Here is a 21023-nt window from a genome sequence, read left to right as displayed (position 1 = left end):
AATAATATAAAGTAGGTAATGTGTCTGTATTTGTGGCAAGGCAAGCAATACTAAATCGGAATCAAAATGTAGTTGCTTATGAACTGCTATTTCGCGATAGTCCTGAAAATTGCTTTCCTGGTGTATCTGATGGTCAAGCAACGGCGAGGCTTATCATGGAAAACCAGCTTAACCTAGGTACTCGTCACATTACCTCGGGTAAAAAAGCATTGATCAATATTGGCCCTGAGTCGTTAAAACTTGATTTGTGTGATTTTTTACCTTGTAAAGATGTTGTAATTGAATTACTTGAAACCATAGAGCCCACCGACGATACCTACGAGCTATGTCGCAAGCTATTTCACAGTAACTACAAATTAGCCCTGGATGATTTTGTTTATACGCCGCAGTGGGAGCGCTTTTTAAAGCTGGTCAACTTAATTAAATTTGATATTCGCCTTACTCCACTTGCTGAAATTCCGCTGGTGGTTAATAAGCTTAAAAAGTACAAAAATATTAAACTACTAGCCGAAAAAATAGAAACCGATGAAGAATATAAATTGGCCCGTAAAATGGGCTTTGATTATTTTCAAGGTTATTATTTTGCGCGCCCAGTGATGATAGAACAAAAAGATATTCACTATAATTACGGCCTAGTGATCGCTATTTACTCAGAAGTAATGAAGCCAGATCCTGATGTTAAAGTGATCACCGGTTTATTTGAGCTTGATGCGGCATTGGCCTACAAGTTACTGCGTTTATTAAATAGCGGTGTGTTTCCGCTACAAAGCCAAATTTCGTCGTTAAAACAAGCGTTAGTTTACCTCGGCCAAGCACGTTTAAAAAAGTTTGTTAGTTTAATTGTCACTGCCCATACAGCACGCTCTAAGCCTATAGAGCTCATGCAGATGTGCGTTATTCGCGCACGGTTTTGTGAATTAATAGCCGCTAAAGTTGCTAAGCAGGTTCAAGGTGAAGCATTTTTAACGGGGCTTTTTTCACTGCTCGATGCTATTTTAGACAAGCCAATGGACTTGCTGGTTGATAAACTTCCATTCCCGGAAGATATAAAAGCAGCGTTAACTGGTGAAAAAAATAACTTATATTATATCCTTGAAACAGTAAAAGCCTACGAAACAGGAAGCTGGTGGGCGCTTGAGAATGCAGTATTACTGATTAATTTAGACAGTGCTTTTTTACCAAAATTATACAAACAAGCGGTACAATGGGCCGATAGCTATAAAGATAATATTTAGGGAATTCATGCTTTGCGCAATTATAATATGGACTTTATAAGGGGCATAGCCGTACTTGGTCTGGTATTTATTAACTGTTTTTCCTTCGCTATTTTCGAGCTTAATTATACGCCACTCACAACACCACCACCTAGTGATCAGTTTCTAAACATACTAAGCCTTATATTTGTTGAAGGGCGGTTTCGCACTTTATTCACTTTACTGTTTGGTGCGGGTCTTTATATTCAGTATCAGCGATACCAATGCACTGAGCCACTAAAAAAACGATTACATTGGCTAATTGTGTTTGGCTTAATACATGGTTTTTTATTGTGGGCGGGCGACATTTTGTTTTTATATGGGGTGTCAGGTTTATTTATATTGCGCTATTTAGATTACACGAATGAAGAGCTTAAAAACAAAGCTGCGCTTTTTACTTTTATTTCTTTAATGACTATTGCCATATTTATGTTAGGACTTAATGAGGCGCCATTATACAGAGATTCCCCCGAGTACTACGAAATATACACTAGTTACTACCAAAGCATCGGTGCTCACTTTAGCCAAAATATAGCAATGAGCGCCTATATGTTGTTGGCTGTGCCTATTTTATTATTGTGGGCTAGTGCTGGGTTTATGCTAATTGGTATTTTGGCTTACAAATACGGTGTGTTTAGTAAAGGGCTTAGTAAGGCGCTGCTTATTAAGCTTATTCTATTAAGTGCGTTATTTATTAGCTTAAGGTTAATGTTAGTGCCATACAATCAAGGTATTGGTTATGCCTTACAAGAGCCTGTTAATGAACTTGCTGCCTTATGTGTTGCACTGCTTTATATTCATTTAATCGTTAAACTTTGTGACAACAGCGCCCACATAGGGGGGCTTATCCAACAAGTTGGACGCTTAGCGTTTACTTTATACATAAGCCAAACCATTATGCAGTTATTATTGTTTAAAGTGTTTTTTCCGCAGTGGACGCTCAAATTTAACCGACTCGATTATTGGCTCGTCGCTATTAGCTTAGTGATTGTACAGCTTATATTTACAGCTATTTATTGCCGGTATTTTAAGCAAGGCCCGCTTGAATACCTATGGCGTAAATTAGCGAAAATTAACCGCGAAAAAATAGCTTGAGTAGTTTAAACTATGCGCCTTTATATTTAAGAAGATTTGCCTGATGACAGACTTGAAGCGTTTAAATAAATTTATTAGTGAAACCGGGTTTTGCTCTCGCCGCGAAGCCGATAAATATATTGAGCAAGGTCGTGTTACCGTTAATGGCGAATTACCAGAAATGGGTGTTAAAGTTGCCCAATCAGATGTAGTTTTGGTTGATGGTAAACCATTAAAAGCACCACCTAAACGTGTGTATATTGCTTATAATAAACCTGTGGGCATTACCTGTACCACAGAGCGTAAAATTCAAAGTAATATAGTTAAAGCCGTTAATTATCCTGAACGTATATTTCCGATTGGTCGTTTAGACAGACCCTCAGAAGGGCTGATTTTTTTAACCAATGAAGGCGATATCGTTAATAAAATCTTACGAGCTGGCAATAACCACGAAAAAGAATATGTGGTTACTGTAGACAAACCACTTAATCGTCAGTTTGTAAATAAAATGGCGAACGGTATTCCTATTTTAGATACCGTGACTAAAAAGTGTAAAGTTACTCAGACTGGTGCGCAGCAATTTAGCATTATTTTAACCCAAGGTTTAAACCGTCAAATTCGCCGTATGTGTGAATACTTAGGTTACGAAGTGGTTACACTAAAACGTGTGCGTATTATGAACGTAACTCTCAAAGGCTTAAAAGTAGGGCAGTGGCGACATTTAAGCGACGCTGAAATGGCGGTCATTAACGACTCAATTGCTGATTCAGGTAAAACGCAAGAACACTCACTTTATGATGATACTGAACAGCGCAATTACACTGAACAAGCTAAAAATAGTGGCGCTAAATCTGCTCATAAGCGTGACTTTCAGGGCGGGAAACTACGTCGTGAAAATAATGACGAGCAACAAAAGCAAGCTAAAAAAAGTAGTCGAAATACGCCTTATCAAAAACGCTCTACTACTTATGTGGGTAAATCAAATACTCACAAAGCAAATACTGCCACAGGAAACAAAACCCGCAGCAGTGGCACGTTAAGCTTAAAAAAGTAATTAAGCTTGTGTAAAAAAGCAAATAAAAACGCAGCCTTAGCTGCGTTTTTTGTTAGCCTACTGTTTAGGGTAATCAATCCTAAATACCACAGTGTATAAAACCGGCACTACAATTAGCGTCAGTATGGTGGCAAACCCTAAGCCAAACATAATGGTGACCGCCATCGACTGAAAAAATACATCGAATAGTAATGGGATCATGCCAAGTATTGTCGTGATAGCGGCCATGGCTACAGGGCGCACACGGCTTACGCCTGAGTCAAACACTGCTTGATATGGCGATTTACCTTCACTCAGTTCTAAGTTTATTTGATCAACCAGTACAATGCCGTTTTTAATTAGCATGCCGCTTAAGCTTAATAAGCCCAGTAGCGCCATAAAGCTAAACGGCGCATTCATCACTAATAAGCCTGCACTAACACCAATAATAGCCAGCGGTACAGTTGCCCAAATAACCAAAGGTTTTTTCACTGAGTTAAACAGTAATACTGTTACTGCAAACATTGCTAAATAGCCCAGTGGTAACGAGCCAAAAATAGCCTTTTTCGCTTTGCTTGATGATTCGAACTCGCCGCCCCATTGCATTTCATAGCCACGGGGTAAATCAATTGCTTCAACCTCAGCGCGAACCCGAGCAAATAATTTTGCAGGCGTTTCATCACCCAAAACATCATGATCTGCCATCACAGTAATGGTGCGTTTACGATCGCGACGCATAATTAAGCTGTCTTCCCACTCAACAATAAATTCATCAACCACTTGGGTAACCGGCACAAACACGCGTAAAACAGGGCTATAAATTTGTAAATCGTGAACACTGTCTACATTTAAACGCTCGCTTGCCGGTGAACGGGCAATAATAGGCAATAATTGCGTACCATCACGATATACACCTACTTGCTTACCCGACAGGCTCGTTAACAGAACTTGGTCAAGATCAAATTTGGTGATCCCTAAACGGCGCGCTTTTTGTTCATTAAATTGCGGACGAATCATTTTAGTGCGTGCACGCCAATCATCTCGAATGTTAAAGGCACCGTCGTCTTTAGCGATAATCTCTTTAGCCTGTGATGAAAGCTGTCTTAAAACAACCGGATCGGGGCCTGAGAACCGCGCTTCTATTTTGGCATCAGTTGAGGGGCCAATCTCCATTGGTTTTACTTTTAACTTTGCTGACAGTGGATGTTGCTTTGCGTAATCGCGCACTTTTTGCATGACTTTTGCGACGGCTTCACGATTGGTGACACGAATAATTAACTGTCCATAAGCAGGGTAGGATTTTTCAGGCGCGTAAGTCAGCATAAAACGCGGCGCACCTTGGCCAACCGTACTGGTGATTTCTGTGACCAGTTCATTCTTTTGTAAATAAGCTTCTAGCTGCTTAATGCCCTCAAGGGTTGCGCGAATATCAGCGCCTTGATCTTGCCAGTAATCGACATAAAACATCGGGGTATTCGAGGCTGGAAAAAATGATTGCTTCACAGCACCAAACCCCACTACAGCGCTGCATAAAAGAGCAACCATAAGGACTAAGGTTGTTTTTCTAAAGCGCATAGCTAAATTTAATATCGCTTTATAACCATTGAATATGATGCCTTGGTAAGGGTCTTCATGCTCTTGATTATGTTCGTGTTTAAATTCGGTTTCTTTAAACATCAAGTGGGCAAAAAACGGCGTGAGCGTAATTGCGGTGATCCAGCTCAAGAGCAAAGAAATAAACAGCACCCAAAATAAGCTACCAGCAAATTCACCACTGGCATCTGAGCTTAAACCAATCGGTGCGAAAGCGGTTATGGCAATAACTGTTGCGCCAAGTAGTGGCCACTTAGTTTGATCGACAATATTAACTGCCGCTTTAAGCTTTGTTTGTCCGCGCTTGAGGTTGATGAGAATACCTTCGGTCACAACAATGGCGTTATCGACCAGCATACCTAGTGCAATAATTAGCGCACCTAATGATATACGTTGTAAGTCAATCGCAAACAGCTTCATAAATATAAAGGTGCCTAATACGGTCAGTAATAATATACCGCCGATTAAAACCCCACTTTTAAAGCCCATAAAAATAAGTAGTACTACAATAACTATTGCAATGGCCTCTATTAAACTAACAATAAAGCCATCTACCGACTGCTCTACTTCTTTAGGTTGGTTATACACTGAGCTAATATCAATACCATGCGGGCGTTGATACTCAAGAGATGCTAAGTGCTCATCTATGTGTTTACCCACATCAACAACATTGACCCCAGACATAAACGACACACCAATAAGCAGAGCCTGTTGTTGATTGTAATGAATCACATTGGTCGGTACTTCAGCATATTCACGGTAAACCTTTGCAACATCGCCTAGATAAATGAGTTCGCTGGCACCTGATTTTGAAATTAGTAAGGTTTCAAGTTCTTTTACATCTTTAAATTCACCAGTAGGGTGCAAGCGAATAGACTCATCACCCACGCGAATACGTCCAGCGTTAGATACGGTGTTTTGTGATTGCAGTAAATCATAAATATGACTAGGCGCAATACCGAGTTGGGCAAGCTTTTGCGTCGATACCTCAACCATTACTTGTGGCTGCTGTTGTCCCGCAATTGTAACTTTACTCACTCCTTTGACTAAAACAAGTTCTCGTTTTAAATAATCAACATAGTCTTTTAATTCATCATACGAGTAGCCATCGCCCGTGACGGCAAACATAACGCCGTAAACATCGGCAAAATCATCAATCACATTACTGGGGTAAACACCACTTGGCAGCGACGGGCTAAGGTCGTTAATTTTACGACGCATTTCATCCCATATTTGTCTAAGCTCTTGTTTACGATAGGTGCTTTTCATTTCTACGGTAATTTGTGATTTACCATTGGATGAAATAGAGGTGACATAATCAACATAAGGGAGCTGTTGAATGGCATTTTCAATCGGAAATGTGACTTCTTCTTCTACTTGCTGTGGAGAGGCGCCCGGGTATAAAGTGATCACCATGGCTTTTTTTAAAGTGAATTCAGGGTCTTCCAGCTGGCCTAAATCAAAATAAGACACACTGCCGCCAATTAACAGCAACAGCGTAAACATCCAGCTAATGACCTTTTTCTCAATAGATAGTTGCGCAAAGCCCATAATTATAAGCCTCGCTCTTTATTCCAAGGGCGAACAGACATGCCCTCTTGTAAAGAGTGAACACCAGCAGAGACAATTTGTTGGCCTTCTTTTACGCCGCTAAGAACTTCAATAGTGTCGTGATGCAATTGGCCCACTTGTACTGCTTGTTTATGCACAGTGCCAGTTTGCTGATTAAAAACCCACACATAGGCATTATCGCTTAGGCTTTTATTAGGATCTGAAAATACCGACTCAATAGGTAAAATAGTGTAGGGGGTTTGTGAGCGTGTAACTTTGCTCAAATCTATCATCACTTGTCCCGACATACCCGCAAGTAAGTTAAAATCTTCTGGCACCGGTAATGAAAACACCACTTTATAGGTGAGTGTTGCAGGATCGGCTTGGGTATCCCATTCTTTAAGCGTGAGTTTGTATTGCTTGTCGTGATAGCCATCAAATTCAACCATAGGTTGATATTGGGTATCTTTTTGAATACGTGCCACGATTTTTTCAGGAACCTGTATTGCTACATCCATAAAATCACGGGTTTCTAAGCGCAAAACATTTTGTTTTGCTTTAATACTTTCAAAGTTTTTTACAAACACTTTGGCTACTATGCCAGCAAAAGGAGCACGAAGTTCACTGTACTCTAAATTTGTTTCTGCAATTTTAAACGCTGACTCAGCGACTTGTTCATTGGCAACCGCTTGATCAAGCTCGGATTGACTGGTGATATTTTTATCAAATAGTTGTTTAATACGTTTTAGCTGCGACTTAGCCAGTTCATAGCGCGCTTTGCGCTCATTATATTGTAATTGAAAATCTTCAGGGTCTAATTTCGCCAATAGTTGCCCTTTTTTTACCTGCTCACCGGCTAATACAGGAAATTCAACCAACTCACCATTGACCCTAAAAGCCAGGTACGAGCCCTGGTTTGCAACGACTTCCGCAGGAAAACTGCGTATGTTTGTTTGCGAATCATGACCAATACTAAATAATTTAACAGGGCGAATCGGCTCTTCTTTAACTATTTTCTCTGGCTCCGAGCAGCCTATTAAACTTAGTAATGTCGCAGATAGTAAACATAAGCGAAACAGTGGCATGATATCTCCATGATAAAAAAAGGCTAAATAAGTCAGTGCAGCATACGCTGCAAACATATAAAATAAAATTCATTAAATTTTAGAAACTCAATAAGTTTTACTTATAATGTGCTGGGCTGACTATGAAACTTAATCAATTACAAATTTTAGATGCTATTGTGCAAAGTGCGAGCTTAAGTGGCGCTGCATTAAAGCTACATAAAACTCAGCCTGCATTGACACTGGCGATTAAAAACTTAGAAGCGAAATTAGGTTTTGATCTACTCGACCGTTCTAAATACCGATTACAACTTACCGAAAAAGGACGTATTTTTCATCGTGAAGCTAAACAGCTTTTAAACGCGAATGAGCAGCTTACACAGCTTGCAACCGAGCTGGCGCTGGGGAATGAAGCGCAATATAGAGTTTGCTATGAGCAAATTTGTCATGTGCAAAGTTATAACGAGATCATAAGTAATACTTTTAAGCATTTTTCTAGTACAGAATTTCGTTTAACCAGTGGTAAACGGTTTGTATCTTTAGAGCAAGTGAATACCGGCCAAGCCGAGCTTGGGATTGGCCCATGGTTTGATTTATTTCATGCCACCGGCGATTTAGAAAGCTTACCGATAGGCAAGCTAGATATAGGCATTGTTGGCGCAAAAGGGATTTTACCTAAGCAGCTTACCTACGATGAGTTACAACTTTACCCGTGTTTAGCGATGTTTGAAAGTGGCTTGAGCATAGACAGCGACAGGTTGTCTTATTCTAAAGGGGCTGCGGTAATGAAAATAGATGACATATCTACCCTAAAGTCGTTTTTATTGTCAGGTGCAGGATGGGCAATGATGAGCTTAGGCCACTGTAAAAAAGAAATTGCCGCGGGCTCATTACAGCAAATAATAGTAACAGACAGAGAGCATCAGTTTAGCGCGCAAATTCGTGCTTTTCGTCAACATGCCATGCACCATGGTCCTGTTGCCCGTAAAATTTGGCAGCAATTTGAATTACTCAGTCAGGAGTACTTAAACAATAATGGACGTTAATAAAGAAACGGTTATTTATACTATTATTGCGAGTATACCCTCAGGGTGTGTTGCCAGTTATGGCCAAGTAGCGGCGCTTGCAGGGTATCCTAATAATGCAAGGCTAGTTGGCCGATTATTAAAAGAGATGCCAAAAGATTCGACGATCCCTTGGCATAGAGTGGTTAACAGCCAAGGTAAAATAGCGTTTGCACAGGGCAGTGCGCTGTATCAAACGCAACGAGAAAAGCTACTTTCTGAGGGTGTTACTTTTAACAATCAACGAATCAATATGGCAAAACACCGCTGGCAATAAACTAATTATCCATTTTATGTAAGTCAGTTAAAGCCCAAATTTCATCTGCGGTCCATTCGTCTAGCCAAATAGGAATATCTTCGGCTTTCATTGGCTTAGCAATACCATAGCCTTGTGCTAGATAACAGCCAAGTAGCATTAGTGTTGCTGCATGCTCAGGGGTTTCTACGCCTTCAGCTATAACGCTTCGTTTAAACGAATTAGCCAGTGCAATAACGCCTTTTACAATTGCTAAATCGTTCGAGTCTTCAAGCATATCTCTAACAAAGCTTTGATCTATCTTTATTAAGCTTGCAGGTAAACGCCTTAAGTATGTGAGTGAGGAGTAACCCGTACCAAAGTCATCTAGTGAAAACTCAACGCCCAAAGCTTTACAATCTTGCATGGTTTTAGATACGTGGGCCACATCTTTAAGTGCACTGGTTTCAAGTACTTCTAGCTCTAGGTTTCTAGCATCGACCTGTGGATGAGCCAATAGTAATTCAGTTAGCCGCGCTTTAAATTCAGGCTGCTGTAATTGAACTGCGGCAACATTAACGCTCACTTTTATGTTTAAACTAGGTGTTAAAATTTGCCATTGGTTAATTTGAGATAATGCAGCGTTAATAACCCATTCGCCAACGTCTATCATTAGCGCATTGTTTTCAATTACCGGTAAAAATTCAATAGGGCTAAGCAGGCCGCGCTCTGGATGTTGCAAGCGTATTAATGCCTCAACACCAATCATACTGCCCGTTCGCATATCTACTTTTGGTTGATAATAAAGTACAAACCAATTATTGGCTAAGGCTTCACGGATAAGTGTAATGCCGGTTTGCTGTAATTTAACTGTATCTCCTTGACTCGTATCGAATAAATGATAACGATTTTTGCCCATTTGTTTGGCAATATACATGGCTTGATCGGCATGGCGCATCAGTTGTTCAGCATCTAAATTATCTTCTGGGTATATTGTTACGCCAATACTGGCAGAGACATTCAAAACAATATCGTTAACAGTGACAGGTTTAGCTGCTGCGGCCAGAAGCCTCTCAAGTACGGGCACGCAATCGGCAACTGATCCTAAATTAGTCAATACAGCAACGAATTCATCGCCACCAATACGGGCCAAGCTATCACCTTCACGAAGTGCATCTTTTAAACGAATAGAAAGTGCAATTAATAATTTATCGCCAATATCATGGCCATGAGAGTCATTAACATGCTTAAATCCATCTAAATCAAGAAACACCACAGCCAGAGAATTGTTAAGGCGACGGCATTGCAACATGGTTTGACTGAGTCTATCGGCAAGCAATACGCGGTTTGGCAAGTTAGTTAATAAATCATAATGTGCAATACGACTAAGTTGCTCTTGTTGGCGTTTAGCTTGGGTGATATCGGTAAAAATTCCTAAGTAAAAAGTAACGTTGTTGTCGTCTTTTAAAACTGAAATATTGAGTAGCTCAGCATACAGTTCACCGTCTTTTTTGCAGTTCCATACTTCACCTTGCCAATGACCATATAGGCTGAGCTGTTTCCATATGTTTTTATAAAATGACTCAGTTTGTTTGCCCGAATTTAAAAATGATGGATTGCGACCTATAACTTCATCATGGCTATAACCGGTTATATGACAAAAGGCAGGATTGACATCAACAATAACTTTATCCGCATTTGTAATAATTATCCCTTCGTGGGTATCTCTAAAAACCCGAGAGGATAAATGCAGTTTTTCTTCAATTAATTTACGTTCAGTAATATCAACCGAGACACCCAACATGGTAATTGCGCTGCCAGAGCTGTCTCTAACAAGAGTCCCTTTAGTATTAAACCAACGAACGTTACCCCGTTTAGTAATAATACGGTGATCAACATTATATTCTTTCGCCGCGTCAATACATTGATTTATATCGCTTACTATATTGGCGCGATCATCTGGGTGAATACTGGCTAGGTATTCATTTTTAGTCATTTCTAATTGTTTAACATTGCCGGTAATTAGTCTTATACCATGTTCAGAAAAGCGGATTACATTGGTTTTTATGTCCCATTCCCAAGTCGCAATTCCCCCCACTTTTTGGCTTAAAAGAAGTCGTCTTTCGGTATCAGTTAGTGCTTTAATGTTATTTTGTAATGCATGAGTACGTTGCTCTACTTTTTTTTCTAATTTTAGGTGGCTCGCTCTTAATCGGGTTATCAGATAAGATGAAAGTGTAGTTAAAAAAGTAAACACAACCGCAATAGCAATACCAAGTAACAGCATACTATTGTCTTGCCAGCCCCTGATAGGGTAGGCTTTAAATACCCAAACGCCGTTTGGCACTTGTATGTTAAAGTCGACCGTGTTTTTTGTTATTTGGTTGTCTGAGGTAGCAATGATTTGCACATCATTTGTATCGGGCATGACTTTTGAAAGCTCATAACCAATGCCTGCCTGTGGCAGTTGAGCTAAATTAACGCTTTGAAGAATATCAGGAAAACGAATAAGCGCAGTGGCAAATCCCCAAAACTGGTTTCCCTGTGAGGTATCTAGATACACAGGCAGCCTAGCCGCTGTACCCATACCACCTTGAAATAATTCAAAAGGGCCAGCAAGGGTTAATTTACCTGTTTTTTTGGCTAAAAATGCCTCTTGCGTTCGCAGTGGGTTCTCTAAAACATTATTACCGATAGCACTTTCATTGCCCTTAAGTGGAACAACGTGTGTAAGAATACCGTTTTTATGAAGTTGTAAGGCGTCAAGACCAGGATAAAGACTTAACATTTCAGAAGCGAGTTCTTCAAAGCCTTTAGTCTCGCCATTTTGAGTACGAATTAATGCCGCAATAGGATAGGCTGCAGAAAGTGCTTGGTTAAGATTATTTCTAATATGGTTAACGTAGCTACCCGCCACCTTTCTGATAGAGTTTTGCTTTTGCTGATAAATGTATTGATCGAGTAGATAAATTGAATACACAGATGCAAGCGTTGAGATTAACAATGTGATCAACACCAGTCTTGCTTTTATAAACAAGCTCAGTATCTGTGGTCGAGTATTAGATGGTGACAATGTAAATAACACCTAGCGTTGTTTAAGCCGCGTCCATTTAGAACAATGGCGTTTTAAGTTCCTGAAACAGTATAGCAAACAGTCATCTAAAGCATTAGGGAGATTTAATTATACTTTAAAATAACCACCGTGATTTACTAAAGCTTGAGTAAAATAATAGGCTACATTGTGAGATTAGCTAGGAAGGCACTATGTGTATTTAGTTAATACACATAGTGAGTAATGGCAATATAATGACTTACACAACCGCCAATGACAAAAAGATGCCAAATAGCGTGGCTATATTGAGTGTTTTTAGCGCTGTAAAACAATGTACCCACGCTATAAAATAAACCGCCAGTAAGTAGCCAGTATAGTGCGTTGATAGGTAAGTTTGAGTAAAGTGGGTATATAATTGCCAGTGCAAACCAGCCCATTAATAAATAGGTAGCGAGTGACACTTTTTTATTGCCATTTTTAACAAGCAGTTTATAAGCAACACCGGCTAAAGCTACTGTCCAAATAAATACCAAGGTAGCCCAAGACCAAATCCCAGATAAAGAGAGTAATAAAAAAGGGGTATATGTGCCAGCAATAAGCATGTAAATAGCACAGTGGTCACATTTTTTATAAAACGCTCTTAATTTAGGGCGAACACTGGCGTGATAAAGTGTAGAGGACAAAAATAAAATAAATAAGCTGCTGCCATAAACGACTGTGCTGGCGTAACCTTTTACAGAGTTAGCTTGATTAAATAAATCCCAAATTACAAACGTAGCAAATAAAATACCTAAAGCATGGCTAACAACATTTAATAGCTCTTCTTTTTTAGAATAGGGCGCTTCAACAGACATAACAGATCTTACCACTTATAATTTGGTGTTTAGTGTACAAGTGTGCGCTGAAATTATCAATTGAGAATTGATTGACATGGTGCTGCCAGTTTATGGATTACGGCATGTTAAAAAATACACTACTATTTGGTTATATTTTTTAAATTGTTAGTTAAATTAACTAACACATATTTTGCAAATCTTAACATTTTTATTTTATATCTTTATAAAACAAAGGTTTATTGATTTTTTTCTTTATGGCACAGCCCTTGATTGTATCTAGGTGTATTAACCAATAAACAAACAAGGAATAACATTATGAAAACTTCAATTAACATGACACTGGCTAGTTTACTTTTATTAGGTTCATCTCAAGTACATGCAACAGAGGTCGATTTAGATATTACAGATATGTTGACTAAAACGGTGACAACTTATGTATCACAAGCAACCCATGAACTTGAACAGTCAGTAAAAGAAGCCGTTTCTTTTGATGCCCAAGCTATTTTAGATGGTTTACTACAAACCAACCCAGTTGTTGATAATAGTGGCATTGATGAAAAGCAACTTGTAGTAAAAACACAACAAAAGCAATAAAAATAGGGAATAAGTGATGAACAGCGAGTTCGAATTGTTAGCCCTGATGTTGGCGCCAGTGGCAAGTGTACTGAGTGTATATTACATCGCTTACATGATAAAAAATGTGGGAACGAGGTTTAATTAGCGAATGCACTTACACGGTAAAACAATCGATGTAACTAAAGCTGATCGACTTCAATAGAGCGCACGTAAATAAAGGCAGAGTGTTTGAAAGAAGTAGACTTTATGAAACGTGCGATTTTCCCATTACCGATTTTTATATTACCTGAAGGCTATACGCGATTACGTATATTTGAGCCTCGTTATTTGACGATGGTTAGAAACGCATTAAAAACAAACAGCGGTTTTGTACTTTGCACCTTCGAACACGACACACCATTTAATATAAGCGCCCAAGGGTGTTTAATGGATATTATTGATTTTGATCAAGACGAAAGCGGTATGCTGTTGATTGATGTTTTTGCATCAAAAAGTGTGCAACTAGATAACGTGTACCAAGACGAACAGGAGTTACGCCATGGCGAGGTCTCTGCGTGCAATACACCTTATTGGTACAATAGCAGTAATCATGACATTGGTGAACATCAACTACTTCAAGTGGCACTAGAAGAAGTATTCTCTAATAACCCACAGCTACAGTCTCTTTATAAACATACCCAGTTTAATCAACTTACTTGGGTTGTTGCCAGATGGCTTGAGCTTCTCCCTATTTCTATTGAGAAAAAACAACAACTTGCATTTGAAACTAATTTTGATAACTTGCTGAATTTCCTCCATACTGTGATTAATAACGAATTTGCCTAAAATAATTTTGATCCGCTTACATTCTTAGCTCGTAATGGTACTTACAAAAGCTATAACGGGACATTTTACTATGGTAAGTCAACAACAAACATTACGTTGTGAACCTAACACAGGTAAGTATACTGCCATGCCAGAAACGCCAAGTACGGAACTCAGGGAAGCATTAGTTAATGTAGCCCAATCTCGCGATAAAAAATCTTTCGCGTACTTGTTTGAATATTTTGCACCAAAGATCAAACGCTTTGGCATTAAGCAGTTTGGTGTAGAAGCCCAAGCAATGGAGTTGGTGCAAGAAACGCTCACTTCAGTGTGGCGAAAAGCGCATTTGTACAACAGCGACAAAGGCGCAGCCACTACGTGGGTTTATACGGTAATGCGTAATGCGTCCTTTGATATGCTTCGAAAAATGAAAAGTAACAAAGAAGAAAATATCAGCGAAGACATCTGGCCGTTATTGAATGAATCAGAAGATACACATCACGAATACAGTGACCACCTTGAAGATAAACAAATTAAGCGCTACCTAGATAAACTGCCACAAGCACAAAGAGAAGTGGTACGCGGTGTTTACTTTCAAGATATGTCGCAAGAGCAGCTTGCTCAACAATTAAACATTCCAGTAGGCACGGTAAAATCACGATTACGTTTAGCCTTGCAGAAATTACGTAATGAAATGGGAGATCAGCATGATTAAACATCACCCGAGTGAAACACTACTGACACAATACTGTGCAGCAACACTTCCCGCATCACTAAGCTTAGCCGTATCTATTCATGTAGATATGTGCCCAATATGCCAAGCTGAGGTTGAAAAACTCGAGGCAAGTAATGCAAAAGCAGTGTTTAGTGACAACATGAATGTTAATAACGATGAGCAAAGCGACGATATAGCGGACTCAGGGTTGCTTGAATTAATCACGTCAGACGATTCGATTGATGAAGTTTATGCCGTTGAACCTGTCACTATTGAAGTGAATGACTATAATTACAGCTTACCAAGAGCATTAACACGTATTTCTCATAGCAAATTTACACAAGTAGGTAAGCTTGCTCGTTCACGTATAGCGCTTGACGATGGGCATTTGCGCTCGAGTTTATTGCACATAGACGCAGGCGGTGAAATTCCTGAGCATACACATACAGGTTTTGAAGTTACGCTACTTCTTGATGGCGAATTTACAGATGAAGAAGGCAGTTATGTACCAGGTGATTTTATTTGGCAAGATGGCCGTCATCAACATACTCCTTTAACAAAAGAGGGATGTTTGTGCTTTACTGTAGTCAGTAGTGCGCTACATTTCAATAAAGGACTTAGCAAGTTGCTTAATCCAATTGGCAGCTTGATTTATTAAGAGAATCTATGCAAACAGATACAATAAAAATAGGTATTAGCGCCTGCTTAGCAGGCGAAAAGGTAAGATTTGACAGCGGCCACAAAAAATCTAACTTTTGTATGGAAGAGCTGGCAAAACATGTTGAATATAAAATGTATTGTCCTGAGGTTGCGGTTGGCTTACCTATACCGCGCCCGACAATTCGTCAAGTAAGAACTGCTGATACAATTAAAGTGTGTCGTCCAGATGGTACAGGTGATGTTGGCCCTCAGCTAACAGAATACGGCAAAAAAATAGCCACCGAGCAAGCTGGTCATTTAAGTGGGTTTGTTTTTTGTGCTAAAAGCCCGAGTTGCGGCATGGAGCGCGTTAAAATTTACAATGAAGCAGGAACCGGTAACACCTCTGAAGGGATTGGTTTTTTTGCAGAACAAATCATGAAACACAATCCATTACTGCCCTGTGAAGAAAACGGTCGTTTGAACGACGTTCATTTACGCGAAAATTTTGTTATGCGTGTTTATACATTACATAATTGGCAGCAGTTGGTGAAAGAACCCATTACAGTTCATCGGTTAACTCAGTTTCACGCGCAATACAAATACTTGTTGATGGCTCATAACTATCAAGCTTACCGTGACTTAGGCCACTTGCTTGGTACTTATTTAGGTGATGATATAAACGCATTAGCCGATGAGTATATTCTCGGTTTAATGACCGCGTTGAAACGTCCTGCGTCAAGAAAAAACAATTCAAATACTTTAATGCACTTGCAAGGTTACTTCAAAAGAGATTTATCGAAAATCGAAAAAGAAGAAATGCGAGATGCAATAGACGAATATCGCCAAGGGTTGGTACCGCTTTATGTACCACTAACCTTGCTTAAGCATCATTTAAAGGTTCATCCTAATGAATATTTAAGCAAGCAAATATACTTTAACCCTTATCCTAATGAATTAAAGTTACGTTACGGTTTGTAATGAATACACTATTTTGGTTTAGGCGCGATTTGCGCCTTTTTTCAAACGAAGCGCTTATTGAAGCGTTAAATAATGGTGCTAAACACACCATTTTTTTTGTGTGCGAAAAACAATGGGCACAGCATAACACTGCACCAATTCAAATTGATTTGCTAAAACGCAGAGTCAGTTATATCCGTGAAAAATTAGCTGAGTATGGCATTAATTTACACGTGATAGAGGCTCCTTATTTCACAGACTGCCAAACTAAGCTTCTCGAATTTTGTCAGCAGTATGAGATTAAACACATAATAGCCAATAAAGAATATGAGCTTAATGAGTTTAATAGAGATAAAGCGATTCAAGCGCAATGCGATCAACAGCAAATAACATTTACTTTATACGAAGGTGACATCATTGCACCTGTTGGCAGTGTACGCACACAAAACAATGAAATGTATAAAGTGTTTACGCCCTTTAAGCGGGCGTGGTTAAAACAGTATCAAGATACTCACTTTAGCTTGGTGTCGTGGCCATTATCTTCAAACCCTATTGAGATTGAATCGTGTGAATTACTCAGCAGTGATGACAGTTCAAAAAAATGGCCGGTTGATGACGACACTTTAGCGAATGTGGTCGATAATTTTATCCATGATAAATTAGCAAGTTATGATGATGTACGCGATATACCTAGTGTAAAAGGAACATCAGGTTTAAGCCCATATTTAGCATTAGGGGTTGTTAGCAGTAAGCAGTTAATGGTCAACATACAACAGCAGTATCCAGATATTTTGACTACCTCAAAAAGTAAAACCTTTACGTGGGTGAACGAGCTGATTTGGCGTGAATTTTATAAACACCTCATTGCCGAATTTCCTAAATTATCGCGCGGTGCTAATTTCAACGAAAAGTACGATAGTGTTGTTTGGCGTGATAATGAGGCTGAATTTAAGCTTTGGTGTGAAGGCCGCACTGGCTATCCACTTGTTGATGCTGCCATGCAACAGCTATTGCAAACTGGTTGGATGCATAACCGTTTGCGAATGGTAGTGGCAAGTTTCTTAACTAAACATCTTTTAATCGACTGGCGTAAGGGCGAGCAGTTTTTTATGCAGCACCTTATTGATGGTGATTTAGCCTCGAATAATGGCGGCTGGCAATGGGCGGCAAGTACAGGCTGTGATGCACAGCCTTATTTTAGAGTGTTTAACCCTATTACTCAAAGTGAACGCTTTGATCCAAGTGGTCAATTTATTCGTAAATATCTGCCTGAATTAGAAAAAGTCCCAGATAAACACATTCATTTTCCTCATACCTATTTAGCAGCAACGGGGCAAAGTGAACACTGTTACTGGCCGGCAATTGTTGATCATAAAGCAGCACGAGCTAGGGCTTTAGATGCATTTAAGGTGTGATATGGATAACCAATTATCAGTCGATAAATTTGTAGAAATATATCAAAAGCTTGATAAAAATAACCTTGAGTTATTAACCGAAATTTATGCAAAAAATATACAATTTATAGATCCGCTGCACGAAATTAATGGTCTAGAAGATTTAAGGCGTTATTTTTGTGGTTTATACAGTAATGTTAAGGATTGTCGATTTGACATAACCGATTCATTTACCAACGATAATAACGCATTTGTGTATTGGACAATGTATTACTCTCACCCAAAACTGAATGCCGGTAAAACCATCACAGTGCAAGGGCACAGCAAGTTGGTATTTGAAGGCGACAAGATTGTAAAACATCGAGATTACTTTAATGCTGGTGAGCTGTTATACAAGCATATCCCATTACTAGGTAATATCATTAATTTTATTGATAAAAGGGCTGGTTAACTATGATTACCCTTATTACAGGTGCAACGTCGGGTATTGGTGAGAAACTTGCTATTAAGTATGCTGAGCAGGGTGATACAGTCATTGCGTGTGGACGAAATACGCAAAAGCTCGCTGAACTTGCCAAACATAACAACATAGAAACCTGCCAGTTTGATGCAACCAATTTGCAAGATATAAAAGCTGCCACTCTCGGCTACCCACAATTTGACCGCGTAATTCTTAATGCTGGCAACTGCGAGTATGTTGACGATGCACGTAATTTTGATAGCGCCTTATTTGAGCGCGTTATTAACGTTAACTTGTTATCAATGGGTTACTGCTTAGAGGCGCTTTTACCAAAAATAGTCTCTGGCGGGCAATTAGTAATGGTTAGTTCAAGTGTTACTTATTTACCATTACCACGTTCAGAAGCCTACGGTGCATCAAAGGCAGGCGTTAGTTATTTAGCTAAGAGCCTAGCGATAGATTTAACCGATGTTGATGTGACATTAGTACACCCTGGTTTTGTAAAAACCCCTTTAACTGATAAAAATGATTTCCCTATGCCGATGGCTGTTACAGCCGAAAAAGCGGCTGACTATATAATAAAAGGCGTCGCTAAACGCCGCAAAGAAGTTCATTTCCCCTATCGTTTTATACTTATACTTAAAGCATTGCGAATATTGCCACTTTCGCTTTGGCTTAAAATTGCAAAAGGATTAACCCGTTGAAAAAAATAGCAATAATTGGGACTGGCGTATCAGGTTTAACCTGCGGGCATTTACTGCACAAGCATTACGATGTCACATTATTTGAAAAAAATGATTATATTGGTGGTCACACCGCAACTGTAGATGTAGAGCACAGCGGTATTAATTACGCGGTAGATACGGGGTTTATTGTATTTAATAATAGAACGTACCCTTATTTTGAAAAGTTGCTTGAACGCATTGGTGTAAAACGTAAACCGACACAAATGAGTTTTAGTGTGCATAACGAAGCAACCGGCTTTGAATACAATGGGCATACATTTAGTAGTTTATTTGCTCAGCGCAGAAATATAGTTAGACCTAAATTTTGGCGTTTATTGTATGACATCGTGCGTTTTAATAAGTTATGTAAGGCTTTGCACGCAAAAGGTCACTACACAGAGCAATCACTAGGTCAATTATTACAACAACATCGTTTTAATGATTTCTTTAAATACCACTACATTTTACCTATGGGTGCTGCCATTTGGTCTACTAGCATTAAAGAAATGGAAAATGTAGGGGTTGAGTTTTTTGTAAAGTTTTTCTTCAACCATGGTTTGCTAGACATTGCCAATAGACCTCAATGGTACGTTATTCCCGGTGGCTCGCGAGAATACATTAAGCCTTTAATTGCCGGTTTTGCCGACAATATAAAACTTAACAGTCACATTAAGTCTGTCACTAGAAACGCAGAAGGCGTAACAATTACCTTTGCAGATGATCAGCAAGCACAGTTTGATAAAGTCATTTTTGCCTGTCACTCTGATCAAGCTTTAGCTTTGCTTGGCGATCCTTGTGAGCAAGAAACCACTGTTTTGGGTGCTATCCCGTACACAGAAAATTCAGTAGTACTTCACACTGATGAATCATTATTACCGGATAGAAAAGCCGCATGGGCAAGTTGGAATTATTTGCTCAATAATAATACCGATAAAGCGGCGGTGGTTACGTATCAAATGAATATACTTCAAGGGATCAAATCAGATACACAGTTCTGCGTTACCTTGAACCACTTAGAAGGTATTAATCAGAGTAAAATTTTACGTGAATTTACCTATCATCATCCTGTATTTAACCAAGAGTCTATTGCCGCCCAACAGCAAAAACATACCGTTGATGGACAAAATAACACGTACTTTTGCGGAGCGTATTGGTACAACGGTTTTCATGAGGATGGTGTGCGCAGCGCCGTTGATGTGGCCAAGCAACTTGGAGTAGAGTTTGACTAATGCAGTGTATTTAGGCGATGTTAAACATCGCCGTTTTGCTGTTAAACACCACGCGTTTAATTACCCGCTTTATATGATGTGGGTTGACTTAAATAACATCGAAGCACTTAACGGGGTACATAAACAACTTGGTACCACAGGATTTAAGGCTTTAAAATTTAAACAGTCTGATTATTTGAAAGGATTGCCGAATACTGACAATAACCCCATTGTAGAGCGTGCTCACGCTCAGTTAGCTGCGCTAGGGGTTACAGAAAAGTTCAGTCATGTTTATATGTTAGGGCAGTTACGCTGCTTGGGTATTTACTTTAGCCCCGTTAATTTTTATTTTTTTGGCCATTATGATAATCAATTTAGCTACATGGTCGCTGAGGTGAGTAATACCCCATGGAATGAACGACATTACTACTTGGTTCCACTACAAAAAAAAGTGAACTTTAAGAAAGTTTTTTCCGTATCACCTTTCATGAACTTAGATATGAACTACCATTGGACTGTTCGACAAAAGCAAGACAATATACTGATACGTATAGAAAATAAGCGTGATGACGAATTACTTTTTGACGCATCACTAAGGTTACAGCGTCAAACACTGAGCTGTGAACAAATGAGTAAATTGCTTAAGCGTTTTCCAGCAATGACATGGTCTATTTTCAAAGGTATTTATTACCAAGCGTTTAAACTATTTGTTAAAAAAGTCCCATTTTTAGGTCATTCAGGTAGATCATAATTTTTTATTAATTTATGTTGTTTAACAAGTAATAAC

At 39.2% G+C, this 21023-nt stretch carries 19 protein-coding genes; 15 read left to right on the top strand and 4 right to left on the bottom strand.

Features of this window, described 5'->3' with window-relative positions; translation table 11 throughout:
- The first annotated feature begins 20 nt into the window (after positions 1-20).
- From L641_RS0101040 to rluF, 3 genes are read left to right on the top strand one after another with little or no spacing between them, the layout of a single operon-like run.
- Entirely contained in the window at positions 21-1235 is a 1215-nt protein-coding gene (locus tag L641_RS0101040; RefSeq protein ID WP_024600880.1) for an HDOD domain-containing protein, read from the top strand.
- 27 nt (positions 1236-1262) lie between these two features.
- A complete protein-coding gene (locus L641_RS0101035) occupies positions 1263-2348 on the top strand; it encodes a DUF418 domain-containing protein (RefSeq protein WP_024600879.1) in 1086 nt (361 codons plus the stop codon).
- A 43-nt stretch (positions 2349-2391) separates the two neighbouring features.
- On the top strand, positions 2392-3381 hold the full coding sequence (rluF, locus tag L641_RS0101030) for a 23S rRNA pseudouridine(2604) synthase RluF (RefSeq protein WP_024600878.1): 990 nt from the start codon (positions 2392-2394) through the stop codon (positions 3379-3381).
- A 57-nt stretch (positions 3382-3438) separates the two neighbouring features.
- Here rluF and L641_RS0101025 read toward each other — a convergent pair whose 3' ends face one another.
- Both L641_RS0101025 and L641_RS0101020 read right to left on the bottom strand, forming a co-directional pair.
- A complete protein-coding gene (locus tag L641_RS0101025; protein ID WP_013463245.1) occupies positions 3439-6504 on the bottom strand; it encodes an efflux RND transporter permease subunit in 3066 nt (1021 codons plus the stop codon).
- 2 nt (positions 6505-6506) lie between these two features.
- Positions 6507-7589 carry an efflux RND transporter periplasmic adaptor subunit gene (locus L641_RS0101020; RefSeq protein WP_024600877.1) on the bottom strand — a complete coding sequence of 361 codons (1083 nt, stop codon included), beginning with the start codon at positions 7587-7589 and terminating at the stop codon, positions 6507-6509.
- Between the two features lie 122 nt (positions 7590-7711).
- On the opposite strand from L641_RS0101020, the gene L641_RS0101015 reads away from it, so the two are divergent.
- Together L641_RS0101015 and L641_RS0101010 are read left to right on the top strand one after the other, a co-directional pair.
- Entirely contained in the window at positions 7712-8614 is a 903-nt protein-coding gene (locus L641_RS0101015) for a LysR family transcriptional regulator (protein ID WP_024600876.1), read from the top strand.
- Positions 8604-8909: an MGMT family protein gene (locus tag L641_RS0101010; RefSeq protein WP_013463248.1), complete on the top strand. Its 306-nt coding sequence runs from the start codon at positions 8604-8606 to the stop codon at positions 8907-8909. Before L641_RS0101015 ends, L641_RS0101010 begins: the two co-directional genes overlap by 11 nt.
- A gap of 1 nt (position 8910) precedes the next feature.
- On the opposite strand, the gene L641_RS0101005 is transcribed toward L641_RS0101010, so the two are convergent.
- Together L641_RS0101005 and L641_RS0101000 are read right to left on the bottom strand one after the other, a co-directional pair.
- Entirely contained in the window at positions 8911-11940 is a 3030-nt protein-coding gene (locus tag L641_RS0101005) for an EAL domain-containing protein (RefSeq protein ID WP_253944036.1), read from the bottom strand.
- Between the two features lie 203 nt (positions 11941-12143).
- On the bottom strand, positions 12144-12773 hold the full coding sequence (locus L641_RS0101000; RefSeq protein ID WP_024600874.1) for a hemolysin III family protein: 630 nt from the start codon (positions 12771-12773) through the stop codon (positions 12144-12146).
- Between the two features lie 297 nt (positions 12774-13070).
- On the opposite strand from L641_RS0101000, the gene L641_RS0100995 reads away from it, so the two are divergent.
- The 10 genes from L641_RS0100995 (at position 13071) to L641_RS0100950 (ending at position 20987) form a co-directional block, all read left to right on the top strand.
- Positions 13071-13349, top strand: coding sequence for a hypothetical protein (locus L641_RS0100995; RefSeq protein ID WP_013463251.1), 279 nt, complete (start codon positions 13071-13073; stop codon positions 13347-13349).
- A gap of 228 nt (positions 13350-13577) precedes the next feature.
- On the top strand, positions 13578-14156 hold the full coding sequence (locus L641_RS0100990) for an LON peptidase substrate-binding domain-containing protein (protein ID WP_029750255.1): 579 nt from the start codon (positions 13578-13580) through the stop codon (positions 14154-14156).
- Positions 14157-14226: 70 nt separating this feature from the next.
- Entirely contained in the window at positions 14227-14850 is a 624-nt protein-coding gene (locus L641_RS0100985) for a sigma-70 family RNA polymerase sigma factor (protein ID WP_013463253.1), read from the top strand.
- Complete coding sequence (locus L641_RS0100980) at positions 14843-15508, top strand: ChrR family anti-sigma-E factor (RefSeq protein WP_013463254.1); 666 nt, start codon at positions 14843-14845, stop codon at positions 15506-15508. The genes L641_RS0100985 and L641_RS0100980 overlap by 8 nt, the downstream gene beginning before the upstream one ends.
- An 8-nt stretch (positions 15509-15516) precedes the next feature.
- Complete coding sequence (locus L641_RS0100975; RefSeq protein ID WP_024600872.1) at positions 15517-16470, top strand: DUF523 and DUF1722 domain-containing protein; 954 nt, start codon at positions 15517-15519, stop codon at positions 16468-16470.
- Positions 16470-17864, top strand: a complete 1395-nt coding sequence (phrB, locus tag L641_RS0100970; RefSeq protein ID WP_024600871.1) for a deoxyribodipyrimidine photo-lyase — start codon at positions 16470-16472, stop codon at positions 17862-17864. Before L641_RS0100975 ends, phrB begins: the two co-directional genes overlap by 1 nt.
- A gap of 1 nt (position 17865) precedes the next feature.
- Positions 17866-18294, top strand: coding sequence for a nuclear transport factor 2 family protein (locus L641_RS0100965; RefSeq protein WP_013463257.1), 429 nt, complete (start codon positions 17866-17868; stop codon positions 18292-18294).
- A 2-nt stretch (positions 18295-18296) separates the two neighbouring features.
- Complete coding sequence (locus L641_RS0100960; RefSeq protein WP_024600870.1) at positions 18297-19007, top strand: SDR family NAD(P)-dependent oxidoreductase; 711 nt, start codon at positions 18297-18299, stop codon at positions 19005-19007.
- Positions 19004-20257 carry an FAD-dependent oxidoreductase gene (locus tag L641_RS0100955; RefSeq protein ID WP_024600869.1) on the top strand — a complete coding sequence of 418 codons (1254 nt, stop codon included), beginning with the start codon at positions 19004-19006 and terminating at the stop codon, positions 20255-20257. The genes L641_RS0100960 and L641_RS0100955 overlap by 4 nt, the downstream gene beginning before the upstream one ends.
- Positions 20250-20987: a DUF1365 domain-containing protein gene (locus L641_RS0100950; protein ID WP_024600868.1), complete on the top strand. Its 738-nt coding sequence runs from the start codon at positions 20250-20252 to the stop codon at positions 20985-20987. Before L641_RS0100955 ends, L641_RS0100950 begins: the two co-directional genes overlap by 8 nt.
- The last annotated feature ends 36 nt before the right edge of the window (positions 20988-21023 follow it).

The sequence above is a fragment of the Pseudoalteromonas sp. TB41 genome (genome assembly GCF_000497975.1).
GTDB classification, from domain to species: Bacteria; Pseudomonadota; Gammaproteobacteria; order Enterobacterales; family Alteromonadaceae; genus Pseudoalteromonas; species Pseudoalteromonas tetraodonis.
The sequence above is the reverse complement of the archived record's forward strand: the minus strand, read 5'-3'. Positions and strand labels throughout refer to the sequence as shown.